Annotated in this window: 22 protein-coding genes; 10 read left to right on the top strand and 12 right to left on the bottom strand. The window is 52.8% G+C overall.

Annotated features, from left to right (window positions below):
- Nucleotides 1–119: 119 nt before the first annotated feature.
- The 4 genes from AB1L42_RS09195 (at nucleotide 120) to AB1L42_RS09210 (ending at nucleotide 5,509) form a co-directional block, all read left to right on the top strand.
- Nucleotides 120–1,121, top strand: coding sequence for a PhoH family protein (locus AB1L42_RS09195; protein ID WP_367053594.1), 1,002 nt, complete (start codon nucleotides 120–122; stop codon nucleotides 1,119–1,121).
- 5 nt (nucleotides 1,122–1,126) lie between these two features.
- On the top strand, nucleotides 1,127–3,532 hold the full coding sequence (locus tag AB1L42_RS09200; RefSeq protein ID WP_367053596.1) for an HDIG domain-containing metalloprotein: 2,406 nt from the start codon (nucleotides 1,127–1,129) through the stop codon (nucleotides 3,530–3,532).
- Nucleotides 3,489–3,956, top strand: coding sequence for an rRNA maturation RNase YbeY (gene ybeY, locus AB1L42_RS09205; RefSeq protein WP_367053598.1), 468 nt, complete (start codon nucleotides 3,489–3,491; stop codon nucleotides 3,954–3,956). Before AB1L42_RS09200 ends, ybeY begins: the two co-directional genes overlap by 44 nt.
- Nucleotides 3,957–4,141: 185 nt before the next feature.
- A complete protein-coding gene (locus AB1L42_RS09210) occupies nucleotides 4,142–5,509 on the top strand; it encodes a hemolysin family protein (protein ID WP_367053600.1) in 1,368 nt (455 codons plus the stop codon).
- Between the two features lie 148 nt (nucleotides 5,510–5,657).
- Here the strand turns inward: AB1L42_RS09210 and AB1L42_RS09215 are convergent, their stop codons facing one another.
- The 12 genes from AB1L42_RS09215 to AB1L42_RS09270 all read right to left on the bottom strand — a co-directional run bounded on the left by AB1L42_RS09215 (nucleotide 5,658) and on the right by AB1L42_RS09270 (nucleotide 14,174).
- On the bottom strand, nucleotides 5,658–6,545 hold the full coding sequence (locus AB1L42_RS09215; protein ID WP_367053602.1) for a class II aldolase/adducin family protein: 888 nt from the start codon (nucleotides 6,543–6,545) through the stop codon (nucleotides 5,658–5,660).
- A gap of 78 nt (nucleotides 6,546–6,623) precedes the next feature.
- A complete protein-coding gene (locus AB1L42_RS09220) occupies nucleotides 6,624–6,923 on the bottom strand; it encodes a EutN/CcmL family microcompartment protein (protein ID WP_367053604.1) in 300 nt (99 codons plus the stop codon).
- Entirely contained in the window at nucleotides 6,920–7,678 is a 759-nt protein-coding gene (locus AB1L42_RS09225) for a hypothetical protein (protein ID WP_367053606.1), read from the bottom strand. The genes AB1L42_RS09220 and AB1L42_RS09225 overlap by 4 nt, the downstream gene beginning before the upstream one ends.
- Nucleotides 7,679–7,845: 167 nt before the next feature.
- A complete protein-coding gene (locus AB1L42_RS09230) occupies nucleotides 7,846–8,109 on the bottom strand; it encodes a EutN/CcmL family microcompartment protein (RefSeq protein ID WP_367053608.1) in 264 nt (87 codons plus the stop codon).
- 31 nt (nucleotides 8,110–8,140) lie between these two features.
- Entirely contained in the window at nucleotides 8,141–9,661 is a 1,521-nt protein-coding gene (locus AB1L42_RS09235) for an aldehyde dehydrogenase family protein (RefSeq protein ID WP_367053610.1), read from the bottom strand.
- A gap of 205 nt (nucleotides 9,662–9,866) precedes the next feature.
- Complete coding sequence (locus AB1L42_RS09240) at nucleotides 9,867–10,325, bottom strand: hypothetical protein (protein WP_367053612.1); 459 nt, start codon at nucleotides 10,323–10,325, stop codon at nucleotides 9,867–9,869.
- On the bottom strand, nucleotides 10,322–10,639 hold the full coding sequence (locus AB1L42_RS09245; RefSeq protein ID WP_367053615.1) for a EutN/CcmL family microcompartment protein: 318 nt from the start codon (nucleotides 10,637–10,639) through the stop codon (nucleotides 10,322–10,324). Before AB1L42_RS09245 ends, AB1L42_RS09240 begins: the two co-directional genes overlap by 4 nt.
- Before the next feature lies 1 nt (nucleotide 10,640).
- Nucleotides 10,641–11,831, bottom strand: a complete 1,191-nt coding sequence (locus AB1L42_RS09250) for an acetate/propionate family kinase (RefSeq protein WP_367053617.1) — start codon at nucleotides 11,829–11,831, stop codon at nucleotides 10,641–10,643.
- A 56-nt stretch (nucleotides 11,832–11,887) separates the two neighbouring features.
- Nucleotides 11,888–12,151: a BMC domain-containing protein gene (locus tag AB1L42_RS09255; protein WP_367053619.1), complete on the bottom strand. Its 264-nt coding sequence runs from the start codon at nucleotides 12,149–12,151 to the stop codon at nucleotides 11,888–11,890.
- Nucleotides 12,152–12,235: 84 nt separating this feature from the next.
- Nucleotides 12,236–12,535 carry a BMC domain-containing protein gene (locus AB1L42_RS09260; protein ID WP_367053621.1) on the bottom strand — a complete coding sequence of 100 codons (300 nt, stop codon included), beginning with the start codon at nucleotides 12,533–12,535 and terminating at the stop codon, nucleotides 12,236–12,238.
- Nucleotides 12,536–12,647: 112 nt separating this feature from the next.
- Entirely contained in the window at nucleotides 12,648–13,376 is a 729-nt protein-coding gene (locus AB1L42_RS09265) for a phosphate propanoyltransferase (protein WP_367053623.1), read from the bottom strand.
- 48 nt (nucleotides 13,377–13,424) lie between these two features.
- Nucleotides 13,425–14,174 carry a DeoR/GlpR family DNA-binding transcription regulator gene (locus AB1L42_RS09270; RefSeq protein WP_367053626.1) on the bottom strand — a complete coding sequence of 250 codons (750 nt, stop codon included), beginning with the start codon at nucleotides 14,172–14,174 and terminating at the stop codon, nucleotides 13,425–13,427.
- Nucleotides 14,175–14,522: 348 nt separating this feature from the next.
- Here AB1L42_RS09270 and AB1L42_RS09275 point away from each other — a divergent pair, with 348 nt between their 5' ends.
- From AB1L42_RS09275 to ndk, 6 genes are all read left to right on the top strand, one after another.
- Nucleotides 14,523–15,476: a MoxR family ATPase gene (locus AB1L42_RS09275; protein ID WP_367053628.1), complete on the top strand. Its 954-nt coding sequence runs from the start codon at nucleotides 14,523–14,525 to the stop codon at nucleotides 15,474–15,476.
- Entirely contained in the window at nucleotides 15,473–16,705 is a 1,233-nt protein-coding gene (locus tag AB1L42_RS09280) for a DUF58 domain-containing protein (RefSeq protein WP_367053630.1), read from the top strand. The genes AB1L42_RS09275 and AB1L42_RS09280 overlap by 4 nt, the downstream gene beginning before the upstream one ends.
- On the top strand, nucleotides 16,702–18,783 hold the full coding sequence (locus tag AB1L42_RS09285; RefSeq protein WP_367053632.1) for a transglutaminase domain-containing protein: 2,082 nt from the start codon (nucleotides 16,702–16,704) through the stop codon (nucleotides 18,781–18,783). Before AB1L42_RS09280 ends, AB1L42_RS09285 begins: the two co-directional genes overlap by 4 nt.
- Nucleotides 18,776–19,039 carry a hypothetical protein gene (locus tag AB1L42_RS09290; RefSeq protein ID WP_367053634.1) on the top strand — a complete coding sequence of 88 codons (264 nt, stop codon included), beginning with the start codon at nucleotides 18,776–18,778 and terminating at the stop codon, nucleotides 19,037–19,039. The genes AB1L42_RS09285 and AB1L42_RS09290 overlap by 8 nt, the downstream gene beginning before the upstream one ends.
- A 239-nt stretch (nucleotides 19,040–19,278) precedes the next feature.
- Nucleotides 19,279–20,412 carry a glutamine-hydrolyzing carbamoyl-phosphate synthase small subunit gene (gene carA / locus AB1L42_RS09295; protein ID WP_367053636.1) on the top strand — a complete coding sequence of 378 codons (1,134 nt, stop codon included), beginning with the start codon at nucleotides 19,279–19,281 and terminating at the stop codon, nucleotides 20,410–20,412.
- A 191-nt stretch (nucleotides 20,413–20,603) separates the two neighbouring features.
- On the top strand, nucleotides 20,604–21,071 hold the full coding sequence (gene ndk / locus AB1L42_RS09300) for a nucleoside-diphosphate kinase (protein ID WP_367053638.1): 468 nt from the start codon (nucleotides 20,604–20,606) through the stop codon (nucleotides 21,069–21,071).
- The last annotated feature ends 35 nt before the right edge of the window (nucleotides 21,072–21,106 follow it).

The following is a 21,106-nucleotide window of genomic DNA, read 5'->3' on the forward strand; positions in this document are numbered from 1 at the left end:
TGTTGCTAACCACGTGCTCTAACGTAATGGCACGAGCCGTTTCTTTCAGAACGAACCGGTGATTCTGACGACCCGGGCACCCATCTGCAGTTCAGACACAATTCTGTTGGCTTTGGTGAATGACAACAACATCCTCCACAATTTCTCTGCTATACCCAGACGAAGCACGCTTGCTCTTCGGACCAAGCGATAGCCACGTTCGGCGCCTGCGCGACGCTTACGGAACAGCGATCGTGCTCCGCGGGGATTCGATCGTCGTCGAAGGGGAAAGCGACGCTGTTGAGTCAACGATCAAGGCTTTCGAGCAACTGCGCGAGATCATCAAACGCGACGGAATCGCTCACGATGCGGTCGTCGATCGGTTGGTTTCCAATCGCACAGAAGATCAACCTTCATCAGAGCAGGTGATCGACCTCTTTGAGAAGGCTAAGCGAATTCAGCCTCGTACGGCTGGCCAGGCAAAATACGTAGAAGCTATTCGGAATCACGACCTGGTATTCTGCAAAGGCCCTGCTGGTTGCGGAAAGACTTATCTCGCAGTGGCGATGGCAGTCAATGCACTGCGGTCGGAGAAGGTCCGAAGAATTGTTCTCGTTCGTCCAGCAGTCGAAGCAGGAGAGAAGCTCGGATTTCTGCCCGGGGACATGCTCGCGAAGGTCAATCCATTCCTTAGGCCGCTCTTGGATTCGATGAACGATATGCTGAACTTCGAGCAAGTTCGGCTCTATATGGAAAATGATGTGGTCGAAATCGTCCCGCTGGCTTTCATGCGTGGACGAACTTTGAACGACACGTTCATCATTCTCGATGAAGCACAAAACACGACGATCACGCAGATGAAGATGTTCCTGACTCGTATGGGTGAGGGCTCGACGATTGTCGTGACGGGGGATGCAACACAAACAGACTTGCCAGATAACGTCACATCTGGATTTAATGATGCGATTCGGCGTCTCGGGAAAATCAAGGGAGTTCAAGTCGTCGAACTGACAGGAGAGGATATCGTTCGCCATCGTTTGGTACGTGAGATCGTCAAGGCGTATGACGATCAAGGAACTCGTCCCACGCGAAATCGTTACGCAGCGACAGAAGTTGCTGCTGCGTCGATGGAGAAGTCCTGACAACCATGTTTAGATTCGGACATAAACGGAGCCGGGTTTCGAAATCAGCGGGAATCCGCCGTCCTGACACAGCCATCAAACGGTTTCTAAAATCACTGCGCGATCGTCGACTGCAGATTCGCATCGGTGTCTCGTTTGTGGCGATCGTGCTGCTTGTCGTTGCGCTGCAAAGCTGGAAGTCCCCGTTCCAATATCGTCGCGGGGATTACATCGAGCATGGCGTCGCTGCGAAGATTGAATTCGAACGCATCGATGTCGAGCAGACGCAGATCGCGCGGGAACGTGCTGCGGAATCGGTTCCGTGGATCTTTCGACTGAATTCAACTCCTCTCGTTTCGCTACCTGAAGAGTTGCGGGCAGCACTTGGAGAAATTGCTGCTGCTCAGAACCTCGAACTTGTTCCGCTGACGACTCGCCAGAACTTTGGTCTGACTCAACAGTCGTCGAGTGAACTGGGTGGGAAGATCGTCGGAGACTGGTTTCATGCTGGTTCCCCGGCTGAACGGTTCGCCGTGCTTCGATCAGCAATCGTCGGCCCCGATATGACTCGGGCCGAGCAGCGAATCGAGGCGATGGTCGAAGAGTTTCGTGAGTTCATTCAACCGATTCTGGAAACAGGAATTATCGGAAGCGATTTCGCTCAACGTCAGAATCGAAATCTGACGCCCGATCGCCGGCTGCTTATTGTCAACAACGGCGACGGACTCGAAACCGGTCGAATAGTGTTGTTGCCGCGTGTTCGTTTGCAGGATCAGCTCAACGAAGCCGGGCAGCTTGGCTACTCATGGGACACCTTCGAAGCCCTCTCGCCCGATATTCGTCGGCCGATCATCCACTGGCTCATCGAGCGTGCAACGCCGACGTTGATCTTCGATCAATCTGCGACAGCTGCGGAAATCGCAGCTGCGCGCGAGCAAGTCGATCCGCGAATGGAACGCTACCTGAAGGGGGACTTGCTGGTCGAACCGCAACAGTTTCTCGACCAGTCTCATCTCAGCTTGCTGCTCGATGAGTACAACGCGGCTGAGTCCACGATTCACGAGGGGGCACGATTCAGTCGGATGCTTGTGGCGTTCGTCATGGTCGCTGTGCTGACCATCCTGAATGGTTTTTACATCGCTAAAAACGAACCCCGAATTGCGAACAACCTCAACTACTTAATCACATTCTGGGTTGCGATTATCGCGACGGCATTCATCGGCAGAATTGTCTCACTTGATCCGCTTCGTGCTGAGATTGTGCCTCTTCTCACAACGGTTTTGCTGTTGTCCGTGGCATTCAATCAAGTGCTGGCAACGATGACTGCATTTTCACTTTCGTTGCTGTTGACGATGGCTACGACGGGGCAGTTCAATCACTTCCTGGTTCTCATGGCGACGGCGACGTCTGCGATTATTCCCTTAAAGAGAGTCTCGACTCGTGCGACGTTGATTAAGACCAGTTTCATTTCTGCGATCACCTTCTTCACTGTCGGCTGTGGCATTGCCATTATCGAAACGCAGTCAGTCACAGAAGTGATGCAGGACACTCAACTGCTCGTGATGAATGCCAAAGGGGCGGCTCTTTGCCTCGTCGCAGGCTTCCTGGTCGCGGGAAGTTTGCCGTTTATCGAGAGTGCCTTCGGCGTTGTCACGGACATGACGCTTCTCGAGTTGAGTGATCCCTCGCACCCACTGCTCCAAGATCTGGTGCGACTGGCACCGGGGACATACAACCACTCCATTGCGGTTTCCAGCATTGCCGAAACGGCTGCTGAGCGTATCGGCGGAAACGGACTCTTAGCGCGTGTCGGAGCCTATTTCCACGACATTGGGAAAATGCTCAAACCACAGTATTTCATCGAGAATCTTCAGGATGCGTCGAGCAGTCGGCACCAGCAGCTCAATCCGGCGATGAGTACGCTGATCATCATCGGGCATGTGAAAGACGGTGTGGAACTGGCTGAGCAGTATGGCCTGCCGCAACCGATCATCGACTTCATCGAACAACACCACGGCACGACTCTCGTCGAGTATTTCTACCGAGAGGCCGCCAAGCTGGCGGAATGCAAACCGGATCACAAAACCGACGCGGAAGAGTCGTCGTTTCGGTATCCCGGCCCAAAGCCGCAGACTCGCGAAACGGGCGTGATGATGATCGCTGATGCCTGCGAGAGTGCCTGTCGGTCTCTTACGGAACCGACTCCGAAGCGGATTGAAACTCTCGTGAACGATATCGTGATGCGTCGACTTCTCGATGGGCAGTTCGACGAATGTGATCTGAAGATGTCTGATATTCGCACAATTCAAGATTCTGTGACAAAGTCTTTGATTGGAATTTATCACGGTCGAATACGTTACCCCGATGCGCAGGACGGGAAAAAAAAGAGTGAAGTACACGATTCATCTGTCAAACAACCAGCGGCAAATTGAAGTCGATGAAGCTTTTGTTTGTGAGACGATCGAGGCTGTTCTGAAAGCAGAGCAGATTCCTCGAGCAGAAATTGTTGTTGCGCTGGTGGATGATCCCACGATTCATCAAGTGAACCGCGACCATCTGCAACATGACTATCCGACCGATGTGATCAGTTTTCGATATGACGATTCAGAATTCGAAGAAACTAGCTCAGAGTCACAACAACTCGATGGAGAGTTGGTGGTGAGTACCGACACAGCTCATCGTGAAGCAGCCGAATTTGGATGGGATCCGAAACACGAACTTAGATTGTATCTCATTCACGGAACACTCCATCTGTGTGGATACGAAGACAGCACAGATGAAGAAAAACAGCAGATGCGGGGCCGAGAAACAGCGGTCCTGAAGAACTGGAATCTGATTCCGAACTACGCCACGTAAAATGATGTAAGAACGTTTCGAACAATCCCAGCGAGTGAAAACGGAAGTACGTTTTGCGTTGGAGATGAACCTTCCAAACTCAGTGAAAAAATGAATCGTTTTAAGCACAATTCGTTCGCTGGTTTTGAGGGCACTTCATCGAAGACCTTTCAGATCGATTCAGCCCTTTTACCAGAATACCCGTCGTGAACATTTTCACTCTTGCCGTTTGCTGTTTTCTGCTGAGCGCTTTCTATGCGACCGTCAGCGACAGCTTGCGAAACTTCTTTCGAAGCCGATTGGCATTCGTCTGCAGGCAGAAAAATAACGAGGCCCGGTTCGGAGTCATTCTCAAAGACGATGAGCAGGCGCTGCAGGCGACTGAGTTCGTCCGGACTTCAATGCTCACTCTGGCCATCCTGTTGGCAGGCTATGCCAGGTATTCGCAGATCGAAGCATTAAGCGGCTTTCAACTGGTGGGAGACCTGTTGGTCGCGACGGCACTTTGTTGGATATTCATCGGTCTCATTCCGTGGACGCTGTCGCATGTGCTGGCAGAACATCTGCTGTTTTATACGTGGCCGGTCATCGATCTGACGATGCGAGTCTGCTCACCCATTACCATTTTTTCGAACGCGGTCGACAAGTTCTTTCATCGGTTGTTCGGACTGAAAGAACCGACTCCGGAATCGGTCGAAACCTTCACCGAAGAAATTCAGAGCGTCGTCGATGAAGGTGAACGCGAGGGAGTTCTGGAATCCAAAGCTGGGAAAATGCTCCATCGAATGATGGAATTGCGGCAAGAAGATATTCGTGCCGTGATGACACCGCGGACGGACATTATCTCCATTCAGCTCGACAAAACTCTTGAGGAAGCACGCCTGGAACTGCTGGATGCAGGGCATTCGCGAATTCCCGTCGTAAATGGTTCAGCGGATCAGATCGCTGGAATTCTCTACGCCCGAGATCTGCTCGAGCAACTCGGAAAAGATCACTCGAACGTCACTCTCGGAGACATTGTTCGGGAGGCTTTTTACGTTCCAGAGACCAGCACCATCGAAGCGCTTTTGAACCAAATGAAGCAGAAGCGGTTACACCTTGCCATCGTTTTGGACGAATACGGCGGAGTGACTGGGCTGGTCACGCTTGAAGACATTCTCGAAGAGATCGTGGGGGATATCGCTGACGAGTTCGACGAGGACGAAGAAGAAGGTGTGGAGTGGATTGATCAACACACCGTGGCAGTCGACGCGAGACTTCGTATCGATGAGATGAACGATCTGCTCGAGATCGAACTTCCCGACAGCAACAGCTACGACACGCTCGGCGGATTTGTTTTCTCGACTCTCGAACGCATTCCTAAGGAAGGCGAGTATTTCGATTGGAACCAGATTCAGATTCAGGTTCTCGAAGCGACGGAACGGAAGATCAGCAAGATCCAGCTCTACAACCCGGTTCCGTGGCCACGTTACAGCGAGCGTCTGATCGGAGAAGAAGCCGCTTCAGACACCACAACTCCGAACTTGAGAATTGTTCAGGGTGCTCTGAATCAGTCTGAAGAACAGGCGGGTTGACGGAATTCGGTCCGCTTTCATTGCAATGTCGCGGCACGCGACATTGTTCGTGCAGCATCACAAAACAAAAACGCTCAGAACAAACTCACTTTGTTCTGAGCGTCCGAAGGCAATGACACGAGAAGTCTTACGTGCTTCGAAAAGGTGTCTACGATGACTTCAGGGCTGCGATCACTTCGTCAGTGATGGCTTTCACGAGTGCGTCCATATTTCCGCCCGCTGCTTCAGCTGGTGATGAAGATGGAACTTTCATGTAGCCAGGATATGACGGAGGTGGATCGAAGGCTTTGGTGTGCGGAGCAGGGACGTTGTTCTCGCGATACCCTTCCTGAAAGGCAGTGTTGCCACACAGGTCGCAATCTTCCATGTGGAATCGCGGATCGTCGAATCCGAGCCGTTGCTTGAGATCCAGCAGCTCGCGTGACTTCTGCTCGTTAAGATAGGTGATTCCACCGATCTGTTTCGCGAGGATTAGAATTCGACAGTAAGCGTCCAGAATCTCAGTCTTCCAGTAAGCTTCTTCGAGAGTCTTTCCGAAGCTGACAGTTCCGTGATTCGTCAAGATGATTGTGTTGGTCGCTTTGAGGAATGGAACAACGGTGTCTGCGAATTCCTGTCCCCCGGGAGTTTCGTAAGGGGCCAGTGGGACTTCTCCCATAAAGACTTCGATTTCTGGCAAAACGCACTGTGGAATCGCTTCCCGGGCGACTGCGAATGCAGTTGCGTGCGGTGGATGGCAGTGCACGACAGCTTTGACGTCTGGGCGATGCTTCATGATTGCCAGGTGCAGCAGGATTTCGCTAGTCCGTTTTTTGGTTCCAGCGAGTTGCTTTCCTTCCAGATCGACCATGCAGATGTCTTCCGGCTTCATGAAGCCTTTGCAGATCATCGTTGGGCTGCAAAGCACTTCATTCTCTCCGACTCGGTGAGAGATATTTCCGTCGTTGGCTGCGGCGAAGCCTTTGTCGTAGACACGACGACCGATTTCGCAGATCTGATTTTTGATTTCCGGATTGTTGAAGAGTGGGTGGTACATCGTTCTTGTCTCAATTCGGGTTGAAAATTCCGGGCATCAAGGACAGTTCCTGATGCAGTGTCTTGAGTGGTCTATGTCTTACGAGAAGTCGGTGCCTTCTCTGATATCGACGACATCGAGCAGCGCTGTGCAGTAAGCATCAAGTGGTTTCGGATTTGGATGAAATGGAGCCGCTGCTTCTGCTCCTTCGCTCACCGCAATCAGGGAACCGTTGCCTGAGCCGATTTCGTCGAACACGACGAACGGTTCGCCTCGGCCTGACTCACTTCCCTGCAATGCGGGTAGATCGAGCGGAACGACAACTCTCCAGCTTCCTCCCTGAATGGAGGGATGGCAGCGAGAGAGCGTGACACTTCCGATGACTTCGCCGATGATCATGAAGGGGACCTCCCGGATTCGGTGATCATCTTGAGGACGTTTTTCAATTCGTAGTAGCTGCGATCCGTGGGATCGAGGCACCAGACGTTTGCTCGAAGTTGTTTTCGGATTTGCTGAACGTCGCTTGCATCGCGAACGACGACCGCCTTCACTCGTTCATTACGATTCGCGAGGCATGCTGCTCGATGCTGTTGCTCCGCGAAGATAAGCATCGTGTTGACACCATTGCGACTGATCTCGCTGATGGCTTGTTTCGCGGCATCGTCTGGACAACTCACCAACTCGCGTGACTTCAGCTTCAACTCTTCCAGGGCACTGTCGAGCGCCGAGCTGTGGCGAACGATGGCTGCTCCGAGCGTTGATGTTGAGTTTGAGGCGGATGGAGCCTTGCCGGAGCTTGATTGAGTGGATGCGGCAGTTTGTGATTCGAGTCGACGTTCAATCATCAGCTTCGCCTGACGAACAATATCGTCAGCTGCGGGTGTGATGATGGCACGGGGTTTTACAATGACTTGTGAACCATCTGGAATCCGGTGAAGGGTTTCCGCAGTGATGACAGAGTCACTGATTTGCACTTCACTGCGTGAAGGCTCTGATTCTGGTGCAACAGGCTCTGCTGGGGGCGCGTTCGGTCTTGATTCGGCAGATGAAATCCCGGTGGGTTTCGTGCTGGCAATCTGCGCCGCCTTCGGTGTGCTGAATTGATTCAGCACATTAGCGACGATGCGGTCGATTGCTTCAGCGGAAAGGTTCATCGTGTCGATTCTAGAGCAGGTTGCTCTTTCCTGTGCACTCGCTTGTGCTGTTACACTAAGTAAGTGGCTGTGCTTGTTCGTACGAGAGAGTGAAGACGAAATCCGAAGTGCGCTAAGTTCTCTGCGGTCTCTGCTGTTTTGAACGAAGTCAGGTCGAGGTGCTGTCTCTAAGACTGGTTGTCGGGTTGGGCGATGACCATCCATCGCACCGGTGTGTTCTTTGACCCCATCGATTCGGAAACGTACTTTCCGTCGGAAGTCAAAATGACGTCCTGACCAGCTCGACTTCCGAGTTCGTCGATCGCAATAAAGGGAACTCCGTCGCGAGAGCCATCAGACTTCAACGGCTGAACGAGCAACATTCTCCAGCCGTTGAGAGAAGGATGCTTCACCGTGGATGTGGCATGCCCGATGACTTTTGCGTGCAACATGTTGGTTTGTCCGCGAGGCAGTTCTGATCAATTAAACAACTCGAAGTTCATCGACCATCACACAGCGTCGTGTGCGTGTGAAGGTCCCTGGATTGGTCACACCTTCGCCGGTTGGTGTGGCGACGCTGAAGGAGAGATAACCTTCTCCTCCCAATCCGAGACCCGCCATTGATGGGCCGTTTTTCACGAACAGCGTGGTGTTCATGAGTCGTCCCATCACGGTCATGGCATGGACGTTTCGAGAGTGAATGATCGCGGTGTGTCCGAAGCCGTGCTCGAACTCGTAGGCGAGTTCAATCGCATGCATCGTGTCTCGTGCTCTTACGAACGGGATGAATGGCATCATCTGTTCTTCAGGCACGAATGGGTTTGTTGTGTCCGTTTCGCCGAAGAGAATCTCGGTGTTCGCAGGAACAGAAACTCCAATCTGCTGAGCGAGGTAGGCTGCATCTTTTCCAATGAAATCACGGTTGAGAACGGGATGACCGCCCGCTTCTTTGGGAGGAGAGAATGCCAGTTTTGTCAACGCGTCCACCTGTGAGCTGTTGAGGAGGAAACCACCATTCTTGGAGACGGCTTCCAGCAGGCGATCAAAGATCGACTGCACAGCGAAGACTTCTTTCTCTCCAATGCAGAGTAGGTTGTTGTCGAAGGCTGCTCCCGCGACGATCGACTTTGCGGCGTTTTCGAGGTCAGCAGTTTCGTCGACCACGACTGGAGGGTTTCCAGGCCCAGCGACAACAGCTCGTTTTTTCGCTCCGAGTGCTGCTCGTCCGACGGCAGGTCCTCCCGTGACGCAAAGCATGCGAACTTTGCGGTGATGGAAGATCTCATTCGCCGACTCGATCGTCGGTGTCCCAATGATCGTGATGAGGTTTTGAATTCCGGTCTTTTCGAAGATCGCTTTGTTGAAAGCCTGCACGCCCTCGCATGCGATTTTGGCTCCGGAAGGATGCGGGTTGAAGATGATGCTGTTCCCAGCAGCGACCATGTTGACGATGTTTCCCGCTAGAGTCGGGAGCGAGTGTGTCACGGGAGTGATCGCTCCGATGACACCAAACGGGGCTTGTTCTTCGAGCGAAATTCCGTGATCACCGCTGAAGCAATTCGGCTTCAGCCATTCAGTGCCGGGTACTTGTTTGATGATTTTCAGCTTGGCGATTTTGTGATCGAGGCGGCCGATTTTCGTTTCTTCGAATTCTTTGCGGCCCCATTCTTCGGCCCGTTGTTCGCACATCGTTTTGACGATGTTCACGACAATGTTGCGATTTTCAACCGTCGATTTAGACAACTGCTGAAACGCAGCATCAGCCGCAGCGATGGCTGCGTCGACCGATTGAAAGACCCCCAAGTCTCCGCTGTTCGGTGAAGACCCCATTACGGAGCTTGAAGATTGTCCAGCGACGGCGCCACTTGAGACAACACGAATGCCGCTTGGGTCAGCAGCAGGTTTGAAGTGCGGGGCTGCTCCGTTGACTTGTTTTGGAGTCTTCCCAAGTTCGGCCAGCACTTCTTCGACAACGGTACGAATCGCGGATTCGGTGGCTTGCATCGTCATTCCTCACTTCGCTGGTTGGTATCGAAACTCTGACTCTGTCGCTGGAAAGCCTAAGACGGCTTCAGCATCAGGGATCAGTCAGAGGATGTGATTATGATTTTGAATGAAAGTCAGTGTGCAGTTTTCGCGGTTTGTGTCGCACCGCGTGAGTTGTTTGTTGTACGTCTTGCCTTGGTATGGGGCTGATAAAACTCGACAGTCAAACGGTCGTGGTCGTATGTGCCGTGATGAAGTTGTCGAGTTTGGTCTGAGTCGGAAACGTGGCGATCATGACTGCAACGAGAAAGCCAGTAATCGCCAGTGACCAGACGCTTTGTTCAAGGATGAATGCAATCACGTTGAAAAGGGCTGCTCCTTCGAGGGGAGCTTTCGTCAGGAGGTTGCGAGCCATGAACACCTTCAGGAGTTCTGGCTCATCGGCGTTCTCCGCAATCGGAATCTTTTTCGAACCAGCCATCACTGCGATGGAGATTGCGATTGCGAAACCACCAGCGACTGCGATGAGGATTCCACCGAAGTCCGCTCCTTCAAAACTTCCGAATTCAGTGAGAACAATGGCCACAAGAACGAACATGACAACGCCCATAATGAGAGCTCCTGCGATGATCTGACACTTTCGCAAGACCTTCTTTCTGTCGCTGAAGTCCATCCTGTTCACGAGTCGCTGCCCTCCGAATAGATCGCGTGTGATCCGACTCGGACGTTGTCCACAATCCCAATGATGGCACAGTCGATGGGGAGGGTTTTGGTGTCATCGGTGAATCGTGCACTCGAACCCTGCACGATCAGAACGACTTCTCCTTCTCCGGCGCCAACGGTGTCGACCGCGATAAACGTGCGACCGGTACTTTTAAGGCTGTCCTGGTTTTGTTCATCGACTCGAAGCGGTTCCACGATGAACAGCTTCTGGCCAACCATGGCCTGCACTTTGTGTGTTGATGTCACGTTGCCTGTGATCTTGGCGAGAAACATTTCACTCTCCCTTGACCACTTGGGCTGTTTGCCGGGCGACAACGATTTCTTCGTTGGTCGGCACAATCCAGATCTGAACTTTGCTCTGCTCGGTAGAAATGATTCCCTCTTCGCGAGCGCTTTGATTCTTCTGTTCGTCGAGTTCGATGCCAGCGTAGGTCATGTTGCTGCAGACCTGTTGGCGGACGATGTCACTGTTCTCACCAATTCCGCCAGTGAACACGAGAGCATCGGCACCATTGAGAACCGCGAGATACTGACCGACGTATCGTTTGATGTCGGCACAGTAAATGTCGATGGCGAGTTGGGCTCTCTTGTCGCCCCCTTCAGCAGCTTTTTCGATGTCTCGCAGATCATTCGAAATTCCACTGATTCCCAGAAGTCCCCCTTCGGAAGAGAGTTCGTCGAGCAGCTCATCGTACGACTTGCCTGTCAGTCGTTTGACGAGTCTGAGAGCGAACGGATCGAAATCTCCGACACGGTTATTCTGTGGCAATCCTGATTGAGGAGTCATGCCCATCGAGGTTGATTGAGATTTGCCTCCCCGCATGGCACAGACAGAACTGCTTCCGCCAAGATGGCACGAAATCACTTTCGCGTCGCTGGAACCGAGGAGAGACTCCATCTTGGTTCCGATGAATCGGTGACTCGCTCCATGGAATCCCCAGCGGCGGACTTCGTATTCCTGGGCCCAGTGATAGGGGACAGCGTACGTTCGCAGCGGTTCTGGAATCGTGTCGTGGAATGCGGTTTCGAGGGCAGCGACCAAGGGAATCTCGGGGAATGAAGCCTGCAGCTGACGCATGGCTTTCACATATGGCGGATTGTGTGCTGGTGCAACATCCGCCAATGATTCCATGGCTTTGAGCAGGTCATTGTTGACGAGATGAATTCCGCTCAGTTTGCCTGCGAAGACAGCTTTGAATCCGATCGCCGAAACTTCCTCGACGCTCTGCAGGCAGCCTGACTCGGGGTTGGTCAACTGATCCAGGCACATCTGCACAGCTGCAGCATGGTCTGCAATGCGTTGACTGGCCTCGATTCGATTGGAACCGATTTCAGCGACACACGTTGAGTCTGCGCCTTCGCCGATCCGATCGATTCCTCCACGCGCCAGCTGTTCTTCACTTTCCATGTCGAACAGTCGGTACTTGAAACTCGTCGAACCGAGATTCGCCACCAGAACTTTCACCGCTTCCTCCGTTTTGCAGAAACCAATCTTTAACGTCGATCGTTTTGCGGTGAGTCCTAGAAGTTTTCCATCAGTCCTGTAGCAGGACGTGGGAGGATGTGAGCTCCCACCAAGTCGCCGACTTTCGAAGCTGCAGCAGCTCCGGCATCGACAGCGGCTCGCACTGAGCCAACGTCACCGCGAATGATCGTAGTGACGAATCCACCACCGATTTGCACTTGCTTGACGAGTGTCACGTTGGCTGATTTGAGCATCGCGTCCGATCCTTCGATCGTGGCGGTCAGCCCTTTCGTTTCGATCATCCCAATCGCTTCGTTCATGTTGATCCCTTGATCAAAGAGTGTTAGATGTCGCCGGAAACCGGCGGAGGAATCTGTTTCAGATGAAAGCCCCGAGTCGGGGAATTACTTGCTGGCAGTGGTTTTCTTGGCTGGCAGAATGGTTGCCAGTTCTTCGTGTGGTCGTGGAATGACCTGCACGCTGACAACTTCACCGATCTTGCTGGCGGCACCAGCTCCGGCATCGACGGCTGCTTTGACGGCAGCAACGTCTCCGGTCAGGAAGATCGTGACGAGTCCGCTTCCGACTTTTTCCCAGCCGACCATTTCGACGTTTGCAGCTTTCAGGGCAGAGTCTGCAGCTTCGATCAGGCAGATGAGCCCTTTTGTTTCAATCATTCCAAGTGCTTCTGAAACCTTGGCCATGTGTCTTACTCTCCGATTTCACAGATTGAGGATGGGATTAACCCGGTAGGGTTGAGCTTTGAAAAAACGTCTCCGGAAGCGTTTTCCGGATCAGTTGGTTTCATCGACGAAACTACGTGTGACAGCCACACGAGCTGTCATTTGCTTTGAGAAGTTGAACGTGTGTGGCATTCGGCAAGTTGATTGCGTTGCCTTCGTCCGTGTCGAGATGCACTTCCAGTTTGATCTTGTCGTCTCCACCGCGAACGGAAACGTTCTCCAGAGTGGTTGAACATCCCGGAGATTCAACTTTTAGTTGCATCAGGTCTTTGTCTTTAACGCCATAAGCAGCCATGTCGGACGGTGACATGTGCACGTGTCTCATGGCACGAATGACTCCTTCGTGGAGTTCGAGGCTTCCTTTGGGACCGACGATCAGGCAGCCTGGAGTTCCAGCGACGTCACCACTGATGCGAACGGGGATATCGAGTCCGAGTGAGATCGCGTCCGTGAAAGCGAGTTCGACTTGAGAAGCACCTCGCGAAGGGCCGAGAACTCGCACTTCTGGAAGCATGCGGCGTCGTGGGCCGACGATGGCGACGGTCTCTTCGGCAGCGTAGTAGCCGTCTTGATAGAGCCACTTGATCGGGTTGAGTTTGTGACCTTTGCCGAACAGGATTTCGATGTGTTCGTCAGTCAAGTGGCAATGACGTGCTGAGATGTTAACGACGAGCGGGTTCGGCTTGCCGGAAGAAGTTGGCGTCGCGGGTGCTGCAGGCGACTGGCCAAACTGTCGACTCAAAACGGAACGTACAACCCGTTCCACATCTTCTCGAGTCACCTGATTACTTGCCGCCGACATGTCTTTGATTCCTTATGAGCTTCCAACAGTAATGGAGGTGATCCATCCTCAGGCGATCGTGAGTTCGATCCCCTGGTCCACGATTTTCTGTCTCCACTCATTGGAGATCTTTTCATCGACAACAATTCGATCCACTTTGGAGAGTGGTCCCAGGCAGACCAGTTCCGAATGGCCGAGTTTGCTGGAATCGGTCACGACGATGATTTCATCGGCTGATTCCATCATTTGCCTCTCAGTTTCCGCGAGGAGAGAGTTTGTATTGAACAAACCCTCTTCAGTGATCCCCCCAACACTCATGATCAGCCTGCGGGCATGAACCCGCTTGAGTGATTCAATCGTCAACTCTCCAAGAGCTACCCCAGTTTTCGGGTAGAGGTAGCCACCCAGGAAAACAACTTCGGTGTCGGAGCTTCCCACGAGGTGATTCACAACGGGCAGGGAGTTCGTCACGACCTGCAGTCCAAGCCCCGACAGAAGCTTGGCGACTTCCAGTGTGGTGGTTCCTCCGTCGAGAATGATTGTCTCTTGGGGAGAGATCAGTCGAACCACTGCTTTGGCGATGGCGTGCTTTTCGTCAGCAGCCAGATGTCGTCGTTCTTCGAACCCGGTGAGGGATTCTCCGACGTAAGCTGCGCCTCCACGAGTGCGTCGAACTTGTCCACTTCTTTCAAGATGTTCCAAATCTCTTCGGATAGTAGACTGGCTTGCATCAACTTCGTTTGCGAGTTCGCAAAGTGACGCAAATCCTTTTCTCTCAATGATTTCAAGAATTCCAATTCTTCGTTGATCGAGCAGCACGTGATTTCATCCCTTCTCTCTGCTGATCTTTTCGGTGGAATTCTTGCTCGTGTTTGCACTGAAATCAATCAGGAATGATTGATATTGTTCAAAATGTTTCAATTTCTTCCAATTGGCTTCACGGGACGTTCAAGCTCCGCTCATTTTCCCATTCATGATCAGGGTCGGCGGGGAGTCCGCTTTCCATCACAGGATTCCGTTGAAAACAGGTGGAGTGACTGGAGGTGCGAAATTGAGATCGGTAACCTTGTCGCGACCGGTACAGCCTGAAAAGTCGCTATCACTTGACGGTGCACGCATCGGCTCGACTATTCCCCCAACCTAATGCGTTGAAAGTGTCCCATTCCGATGTCAGGTGGAACTGCGAGCGTCGATCAAGCACAGAAGCTCGACACGCTTCGACGGAATCTTTGTAAAGTCATTCGCGGCAAAGATGAGACCATTGAGATTCTTCTGATCTCGCTGTTTGCTGGGGGCTCGGTCTTGATGGAAGACGTTCCCGGGGTCGGGAAGACAACTCTCGCGAAGGCATTGGCCCGGTCGTTGGACGCACAGTTTCGCCGCGTGCAATTTACTCCCGATCTTCTCCCTTCGGATATTCTGGGCTCATCGATTTATTCGCCGAAGACTGGAGTTTTTGAATTCCGCCAAGGGCCAATCTTTTGCAGTATTCTCCTCGCGGATGAAATTAATCGGGCCAGTCCGAGAACTCAGTCCGCTCTGCTGGAGTCCATGAGCGAAGGGCAAGCGACGATTGAGGGTGTGCGGCACTTTCTTCCCAAGCCGTTTCTTGTGCTGGCGACTCAGAACCCGGTCGACTTCCACGGAACGTATCCGCTCCCCGAAGCACAACTCGACCGTTTTCTGGTACAATTGCAAGTCGGTTATCCGGACCGCGAAATGGAAATCGCGATGCTTTACGACCGGGCCATTACATTGCCCATCGACAGCATCGAACCAGTCATGACGATGGAAGAAGTGGCGGATATTCAGCAGACCGTTCGTGAGATTGACCTCGATCGAAGCGTGGCTGGCTATCTGGTCGATATCGTGGCACGGACTAGAAATCATCCACTGATTCGCCTCGGCGTGAGCCCACGTGGAAGTTTGATGTTTTTCCGAGCGGTGCAGTCCGCGGCGTTTCTCTCTCATCGCGATTTTGTGACTCCCGATGATGTTCAGCGGATGGCAATTCACGTCCTTCCGCACCGATTGAGTTTGATGCCGAAAGCACGTTACGGAAGCATGACTAAAGCCCAGGTGATCCAAGAAATTCTGAGTGAACTGCCCGTTCCGGCATGAAGCGACAACAACCCTTCCTGGTCCGATTGACGAAGTTTCTGGTGGGATTCAAGCTGACACCCATCGGCCGGGTTGCGGTGTTGGGAATCTTTCTGAGTGCAATCGGGGCAGTGACCGTCGAAGTCCCGATCTATCAGATTTTTTGCGGTTTCGTAGTCTTCTTCGGGCTGATCGAGCTGACCGGAATCCTTCTGCGGCCGAAGGTAGACGTGAAGGCTTGGCTTCCGGATCGAGTGACTGCTGGCGAGTCAGTTACGGGTTACCTGACTGTGACAAACCGAGGGTGGTTGCCCGCCTGCGATATCATGTGTGTGATGTTTGGGCTTCCCGGGGGATTGCGGCACCTCGACCCCGATCGTTCAGTCCAGTGGATTGGGGCAGGCGAAACAGAGACCTTGCCGTTCACGATCGAAGCCAAATCGCGAGGCGAATATCTCCTCCCAGAAATCAGAGTGCATAGCACGTTCCCCTTCAATTTAATGCGGTTCGGCAAAGCGAAAGCCCCACAACTGGAGTTGCTGGTAGTTCCAGCGTTCGAGCCGATCGGAAGATATTCTCTGCCGTTCTCTCGCAAGTTTCAGGTGGGGGGGGTCACGGTCGATTCGCAGATCGGGCAGTCGACTGAGTTTGTTGGGAATCGCGAATACGTTCCGGGAGAACCGGCTCGGAAGTTGGACTTTAAAGCTTGGGCGCGAGTCGGGCATCCGGTTGTCCGTGAGTTTCAGGATGAAGTGACATCCGACGTCGCACTGATTCTGGACGTCTTTCGACCGACTGAGTGGCGGCGATTCGGGATGGCTTCGAAGCAGTTGGAAATGGCGGTTTCTCTCACCGCTGCCATCGCCCATTCGCTCGATCAGCACCAGTCGTCGGTCGAGGTCTTCGGCTGTGGTCCGGATTTGTATCTCTTTCAGCCTTCTGCTCAGGGGAGCCACTTCGAAAGCATTTTGCAGATTCTCGCAATGACTCAGCGAAATCGGTACGACAGCTTCTCACAACTGACAGAAGCGATGACCGAACCATTAGAGTCGACTGCCGTCGCCATTTGTGTATTCCTGACATGGAATCCAGAGCGCGAACACTTTGTGCGCATGATGATTGAGTCCGGAGTTGGCGTTCGATGTTATTTGATCGTTGATTCACGAGATGAAATCGGGCTCCCGAACGATTTGGACATCGCGGTCATTGATCCTCGAAATCCATCGGCATTGGAAGGGATCGAGCAATGATCGAGGCTCCTTCTGATGCCCGAGGAATGTTGACTCAGCAGCGAATTGCAGCCATCGGGATTGTTTCAGTTCAGGCGATCACTCTGGGTGCACTGATGGATGCGCCAGGGCTGGCTGGGTTTGCGGTGCTGTTGGCATTGGTCAATTTTCCCGTGGTCCGACGCGGACGACTGATCTCGATCCGGACGAAGCACTGGGTGGCGATGGTCGGCGTCCTCTTCTTTCTGAAGTACTCGTTTGCTCCTCGAGAATTCGAGTTTCGCTTCGCATTCTTGATGACCGAACTGGCTTACGAAGTGGCCACGTTTTGTTTAGTTGTAGAACTGATTTCCTTATACCGATTACAAAATCGATCGCGGCTGCCGCTGAACTTTCTCGCATTTGCGGTCGTTGGGATGATTTTCACGGGCAATGTGCGATTGAGCCCGAATCGTCGACTGGCGATGTTGATTCTCGTCCAGCTGTTTGTAATTTTCTGGGCTTGGTTTGCGACCTCGAGTCGGCGACAAATTCGAAACTCTTCGGCCAGGAGTTCATGGTTTCGGACTGGAGTCATCACAACGCTTTTGGTGCTTGCGCTCGTGGGGGGGACTGCGTGTTCTGTGTTGCTGCATCGCAACGAGCGGCGTCTGGAAGATTTGATCTCGACATTTCTGGAGCTCAATCAGGAAGGTCCAGCTCGCGCGGGGTTCTCCGGTCGTGGCAGCCTGGCAGATATCACCAACTGGAAGCAGTCGGAAGAAAACGAGTTAGCGCTTTCGATTCACTCGCCGATCATGCCGGGGTATATGCGAGGGCGGGTGTTCGATTATTTCGAAAGGGACAGATGGACAGTCACTCAGCAAGCGAGACGACTGTTCCAGTCAGAGGTCCCCGATGAAATGACTCTGCAGCATGCGTCGGATCAGTTGTACCTGCCCAAGGGGGAGATCAAAGGTCAATTCTCTGAAATGAAGATCTGGCCTGTTGATCGAAGCACCGCCGGTCATTGTTTCGGAACGCTCGACACAGTCGGGCTCGTGTGTCGAGCATATTCTGTTTACGTCGATCGAAGCGGAATCCTGACACGCCCGGACGATGATCTTGTTTCTCCATACATGCTTTTCCGGCAGCCATCTCGAACGCCCTCGCGACTCCCGGTTTCGAGTGATTTTCTACAGCTTCCGGAATCAATCGATGAGCGTGTCTTTTCGGTTGCAGAGACAATCTTCGATGATGAGTCCCGACCGGGTGAGAAAATCCGCGGCGTCAAAGAGTTTTTCTTGGAGAACTTTCAGTACCAACTCGGATTTAATGCACCGCCAGGGGAAGACCGACTTGGTTACTTTTTGTCGGAGCGAGTTCCGGCCCACTGTGAGTACTTCGCGACAGCGACTGCGGTTCTTCTGAGGATTGGCGGTGTTCCGTCGAGGTATGTTACAGGCTATCTCGCTCAGGAAAAGAACTCCGTTGATGGTCAATGGAATGCAAGGCGAAAGGATGCTCACGCCTGGGTGGAAGCTTACGACGCTGATCTCGGACGTTGGGTGATTGTGGAGTCCACTCCCGCTGAAGGAGTTCCGAGTCCGACGTCAGTCTCGGTCTGGACTCAACGACGTGAAGCATTCAACCAATATGTTCGATCCATGCAGGAAGCTGCCCGACGCGGCCAATATGCTTCTCTGGCAATGATGTTTGTACAGCCAGTGTTGTGGGGCATTGCCGGTCTCATTGCCTTGAGTGCCATTGGGGTCGCACTTCAGCGATTGCTCAGCGTCTCGCTGCGACGGACTGCGAAGACTGAAGCGGTGACTGCGCTCTCTCAGGAGCGAGTGCGAATGGACTTATTCGTGGCGAAGTATGGACTCATCAGGTCTCCCAGCGAAACATTGTTGGCCTTCGCTAATCGGGTTGAAACGGACCCGACAGTGATCAATCGGGAGCGCGTAGCGGACTGGTATCGAAGCTATTCCACATTCCGGTTTCGTCCTCGTCAGCCCGATGTAGACCTGACAGCGTTACAGTCGGAAGGTGAACGAATCATCGCGTCCGGGGTGGGGAAGTCTGCGACTCAAAAAACGGAAGTTGAAAATGTTTGATGACTTGCTCGGGAAGACAATCGTTCTGGATATGGCCAGCCCGTACGTGTTCATCGGGACACTACAAGCTGCCGACGACTTGTTTCTCGTATTGGTCGATGTGGATGTCCACGATCTGCGAGACAGTAGCACGAATCGTGAAACCTACGTTCATGAAGCGAGAGTGCATGGTGTCACGCCGAACCGTTCTCGAACCCTCGTTTACCGCAATCAAATTGTCAGCATGTCGCTGTTAGACAATGTCCATGCGGAATAGGGTTGTTTCAAATGCAATGAAGCTGATGTGAACGGGGCGAAGCAGTGATCAAGGAAAAATCGTGACCGTGCGAGTCCGGAGTGTGTCGAATTTTGAGCGATCTGTTCAGGTTTGAGAGTCGTCGAAGTTGATGTGAGCAGAGATTCGGCGGAAATCATGGAGACGTAAAACCCAGTCCTTTTCCGAGTAGAAACAGTCTGATACAACACTCGAAACTCTTTCTGCGTGAGACAAAGACAATGACTGAATTGGCGAAATTAGCGCTCTCTGATGGGACAGTCTTTACTGGACGGCGTTTCGGTGCTGAAGGCGAACACTTCGGTGAAGTCGTTTTCAACACGAGCATGACTGGCTATCAGGAGATTCTGACTGATCCTTCGTACAACGGCCAAATTGTCACGATGACTTACCCGATGATCGGGAATTATGGCGTCAACCGGGACGACGTCGAACGTGACCGACTTGCCCTGAAGGGGTTTGTGGTCAAGGAGTTGTGCCGCGAACCGAGCAGCTACCGGATGACAATGTCTCTCGACGACTACTTGCGCGAGAACGGAGTCATCGGGATTGAAGGTGTTGATACCAGAGCTCTCGTCCGTCGAATTCGAAGCGACGGAGCCATGACCGGCGTGCTTTCAACAATCGATCTCGATGATCAATCGTTGATCCAGAAGGCCCAGCAAAGCCCGCATCTGGTGGGGCAAGATCTCGTTAAGGAAGTCATGCCCGGTGCGAAAAGCGAATGGAGCGATGGTCTCCACGAGATTTCGCAATCAGAGTTCACGCCTCAAGCTTCGACAGAAGCGTGCGACAAGGCTTATCACGTTGTGGCTGTCGACTACGGAATGAAGTGGAACATTCCACGCCATCTCAAAGAGATGGGTTGCCGTGTCACAATCGTTCCCGGGAATGCAACCGCAGAGGAAATCCTGGCTCTTGAGCCGGATGGGGTGTTCCTGTCGAACGGTCCCGGAGATCCTCGTCCATTGCTTTACGCTGTCGAAGCGATTCGTGGACTCCTCGGTAAGAAACCGGTCTTCGGAATCTGCCTCGGGCAACAACTCCTGGGAATGGCCCTCGGTGGCGAAATCTACAAGCTGAAGTTCGGACATCGCGGAGCCAATCAGCCAGTTCTGAACAAAGAGACCGGACGCGTTGAAATTACATCACAGAACCACGGATTTGCTCTCGATATCAATACGCTTCCTGAGGGAACAGAAATCACTCACGTCAACCTGAACGATCAGACGGTCGAGGGAATTCGCCATCGCGATCTGAAGGCGTTTGGTGTGCAGTACCACCCCGAAGCTTCGGCTGGACCACACGACAGTGCCTATCTCTTCGGTGAGTTCCGCAAGATGATGGCGAACTGAAGTTGTTCGCTTTCGATGGCTTAGACTTTTGAGCTTTCATTTATACCGCATTGTCGGGGCACGAGAGTTTCGTCAAGCAGGTGAAAGCAATCCCGGAATTTGATGCCTCGAGTACAGATATCTTTCAATGAATGGCCCTGACTTGGGCGCAACAATTGTGAACCAATTCTAGAACTCAGCGGAAACAACACATGGCACTTGAAAAATCTCTCATCCTGCTCAAGCCGGATGCTGTTCAACGTCGTCTTTGCGGGGAAATCATCTCCCGACTTGAGAAAAAAGGTCTCAAACTCGTCGGGATGAGGATGCTCGTCGTGACGAAAGAGCTTGCTGCCAAGCACTACGAAGAACACGTTGAGAAGCCTTTCTATCCACTCCTCGAAGAATTCATCACTTCCGGGCCAGTGGTGGCCATTGTCGTTCAGGGACCAGAAGCGGTTTCTGTTGTGCGTGGAATGATGGGTAAGACAAACGGTCGCGAATCTGCGCCAGGAACAATCCGTGGAGACTTTGGACTGTCACGGCAGGTGAATCTGATTCACGGAAGCGATAGCCCCGAAGCTGCCGATCGCGAAACTGCGATTTATTTCCAGCCAGAAGAGCTGGTTGAGTATGCCCCATCGCTGGATAGCTGGGTGTGTGCCAGCGACGAGCTCTAAGCATTGCCGCTTTCGACTTTTGAGCGACATTTGCT

Source organism: Thalassoglobus sp. JC818 (genome assembly GCF_040717535.1).
Taxonomy (GTDB): Bacteria; Planctomycetota; Planctomycetia; order Planctomycetales; family Planctomycetaceae; genus Thalassoglobus.

Excerpts from the sequence above, each read along its gene's own strand:
- AB1L42_RS09225 (WP_367053606.1), bottom strand. The coding sequence starts at position 7,678 with ATGAACCTTTCCGCTGAAGCAATCGACCGCATCGTCGCTAATGTGCTG.
- AB1L42_RS09285 (WP_367053632.1), top strand. The coding sequence starts at position 16,702 with ATGATCGAGGCTCCTTCTGATGCCCGAGGAATGTTGACTCAGCAGCGA.
- ndk (WP_367053638.1), top strand. The coding sequence starts at position 20,604 with ATGGCACTTGAAAAATCTCTCATCCTGCTCAAGCCGGATGCTGTTCAA.
- AB1L42_RS09220 (WP_367053604.1), bottom strand. The coding sequence starts at position 6,923 with ATGATCATCGGCGAAGTCATCGGAAGTGTCACGCTCTCTCGCTGCCAT.
- AB1L42_RS09200 (WP_367053596.1), top strand. The coding sequence starts at position 1,127 with ATGTTTAGATTCGGACATAAACGGAGCCGGGTTTCGAAATCAGCGGGA.
- carA (WP_367053636.1), top strand. The coding sequence starts at position 19,279 with ATGACTGAATTGGCGAAATTAGCGCTCTCTGATGGGACAGTCTTTACT.
- AB1L42_RS09265 (WP_367053623.1), bottom strand. The coding sequence starts at position 13,376 with ATGTCGGCGGCAAGTAATCAGGTGACTCGAGAAGATGTGGAACGGGTT.
- AB1L42_RS09255 (WP_367053619.1), bottom strand. The coding sequence starts at position 12,151 with ATGAACGAAGCGATTGGGATGATCGAAACGAAAGGGCTGACCGCCACG.
- AB1L42_RS09260 (WP_367053621.1), bottom strand. The coding sequence starts at position 12,535 with ATGGCCAAGGTTTCAGAAGCACTTGGAATGATTGAAACAAAAGGGCTC.
- AB1L42_RS09245 (WP_367053615.1), bottom strand. The coding sequence starts at position 10,639 with ATGTTTCTCGCCAAGATCACAGGCAACGTGACATCAACACACAAAGTG.
- AB1L42_RS09275 (WP_367053628.1), top strand. The coding sequence starts at position 14,523 with ATGTCAGGTGGAACTGCGAGCGTCGATCAAGCACAGAAGCTCGACACG.
- AB1L42_RS09195 (WP_367053594.1), top strand. The coding sequence starts at position 120 with ATGACAACAACATCCTCCACAATTTCTCTGCTATACCCAGACGAAGCA.
- AB1L42_RS09235 (WP_367053610.1), bottom strand. The coding sequence starts at position 9,661 with ATGCAAGCCACCGAATCCGCGATTCGTACCGTTGTCGAAGAAGTGCTG.
- AB1L42_RS09215 (WP_367053602.1), bottom strand. The coding sequence starts at position 6,545 with ATGTACCACCCACTCTTCAACAATCCGGAAATCAAAAATCAGATCTGC.
- AB1L42_RS09280 (WP_367053630.1), top strand. The coding sequence starts at position 15,473 with ATGAAGCGACAACAACCCTTCCTGGTCCGATTGACGAAGTTTCTGGTG.
- AB1L42_RS09230 (WP_367053608.1), bottom strand. The coding sequence starts at position 8,109 with ATGTTGCACGCAAAAGTCATCGGGCATGCCACATCCACGGTGAAGCAT.
- AB1L42_RS09290 (WP_367053634.1), top strand. The coding sequence starts at position 18,776 with ATGTTTGATGACTTGCTCGGGAAGACAATCGTTCTGGATATGGCCAGC.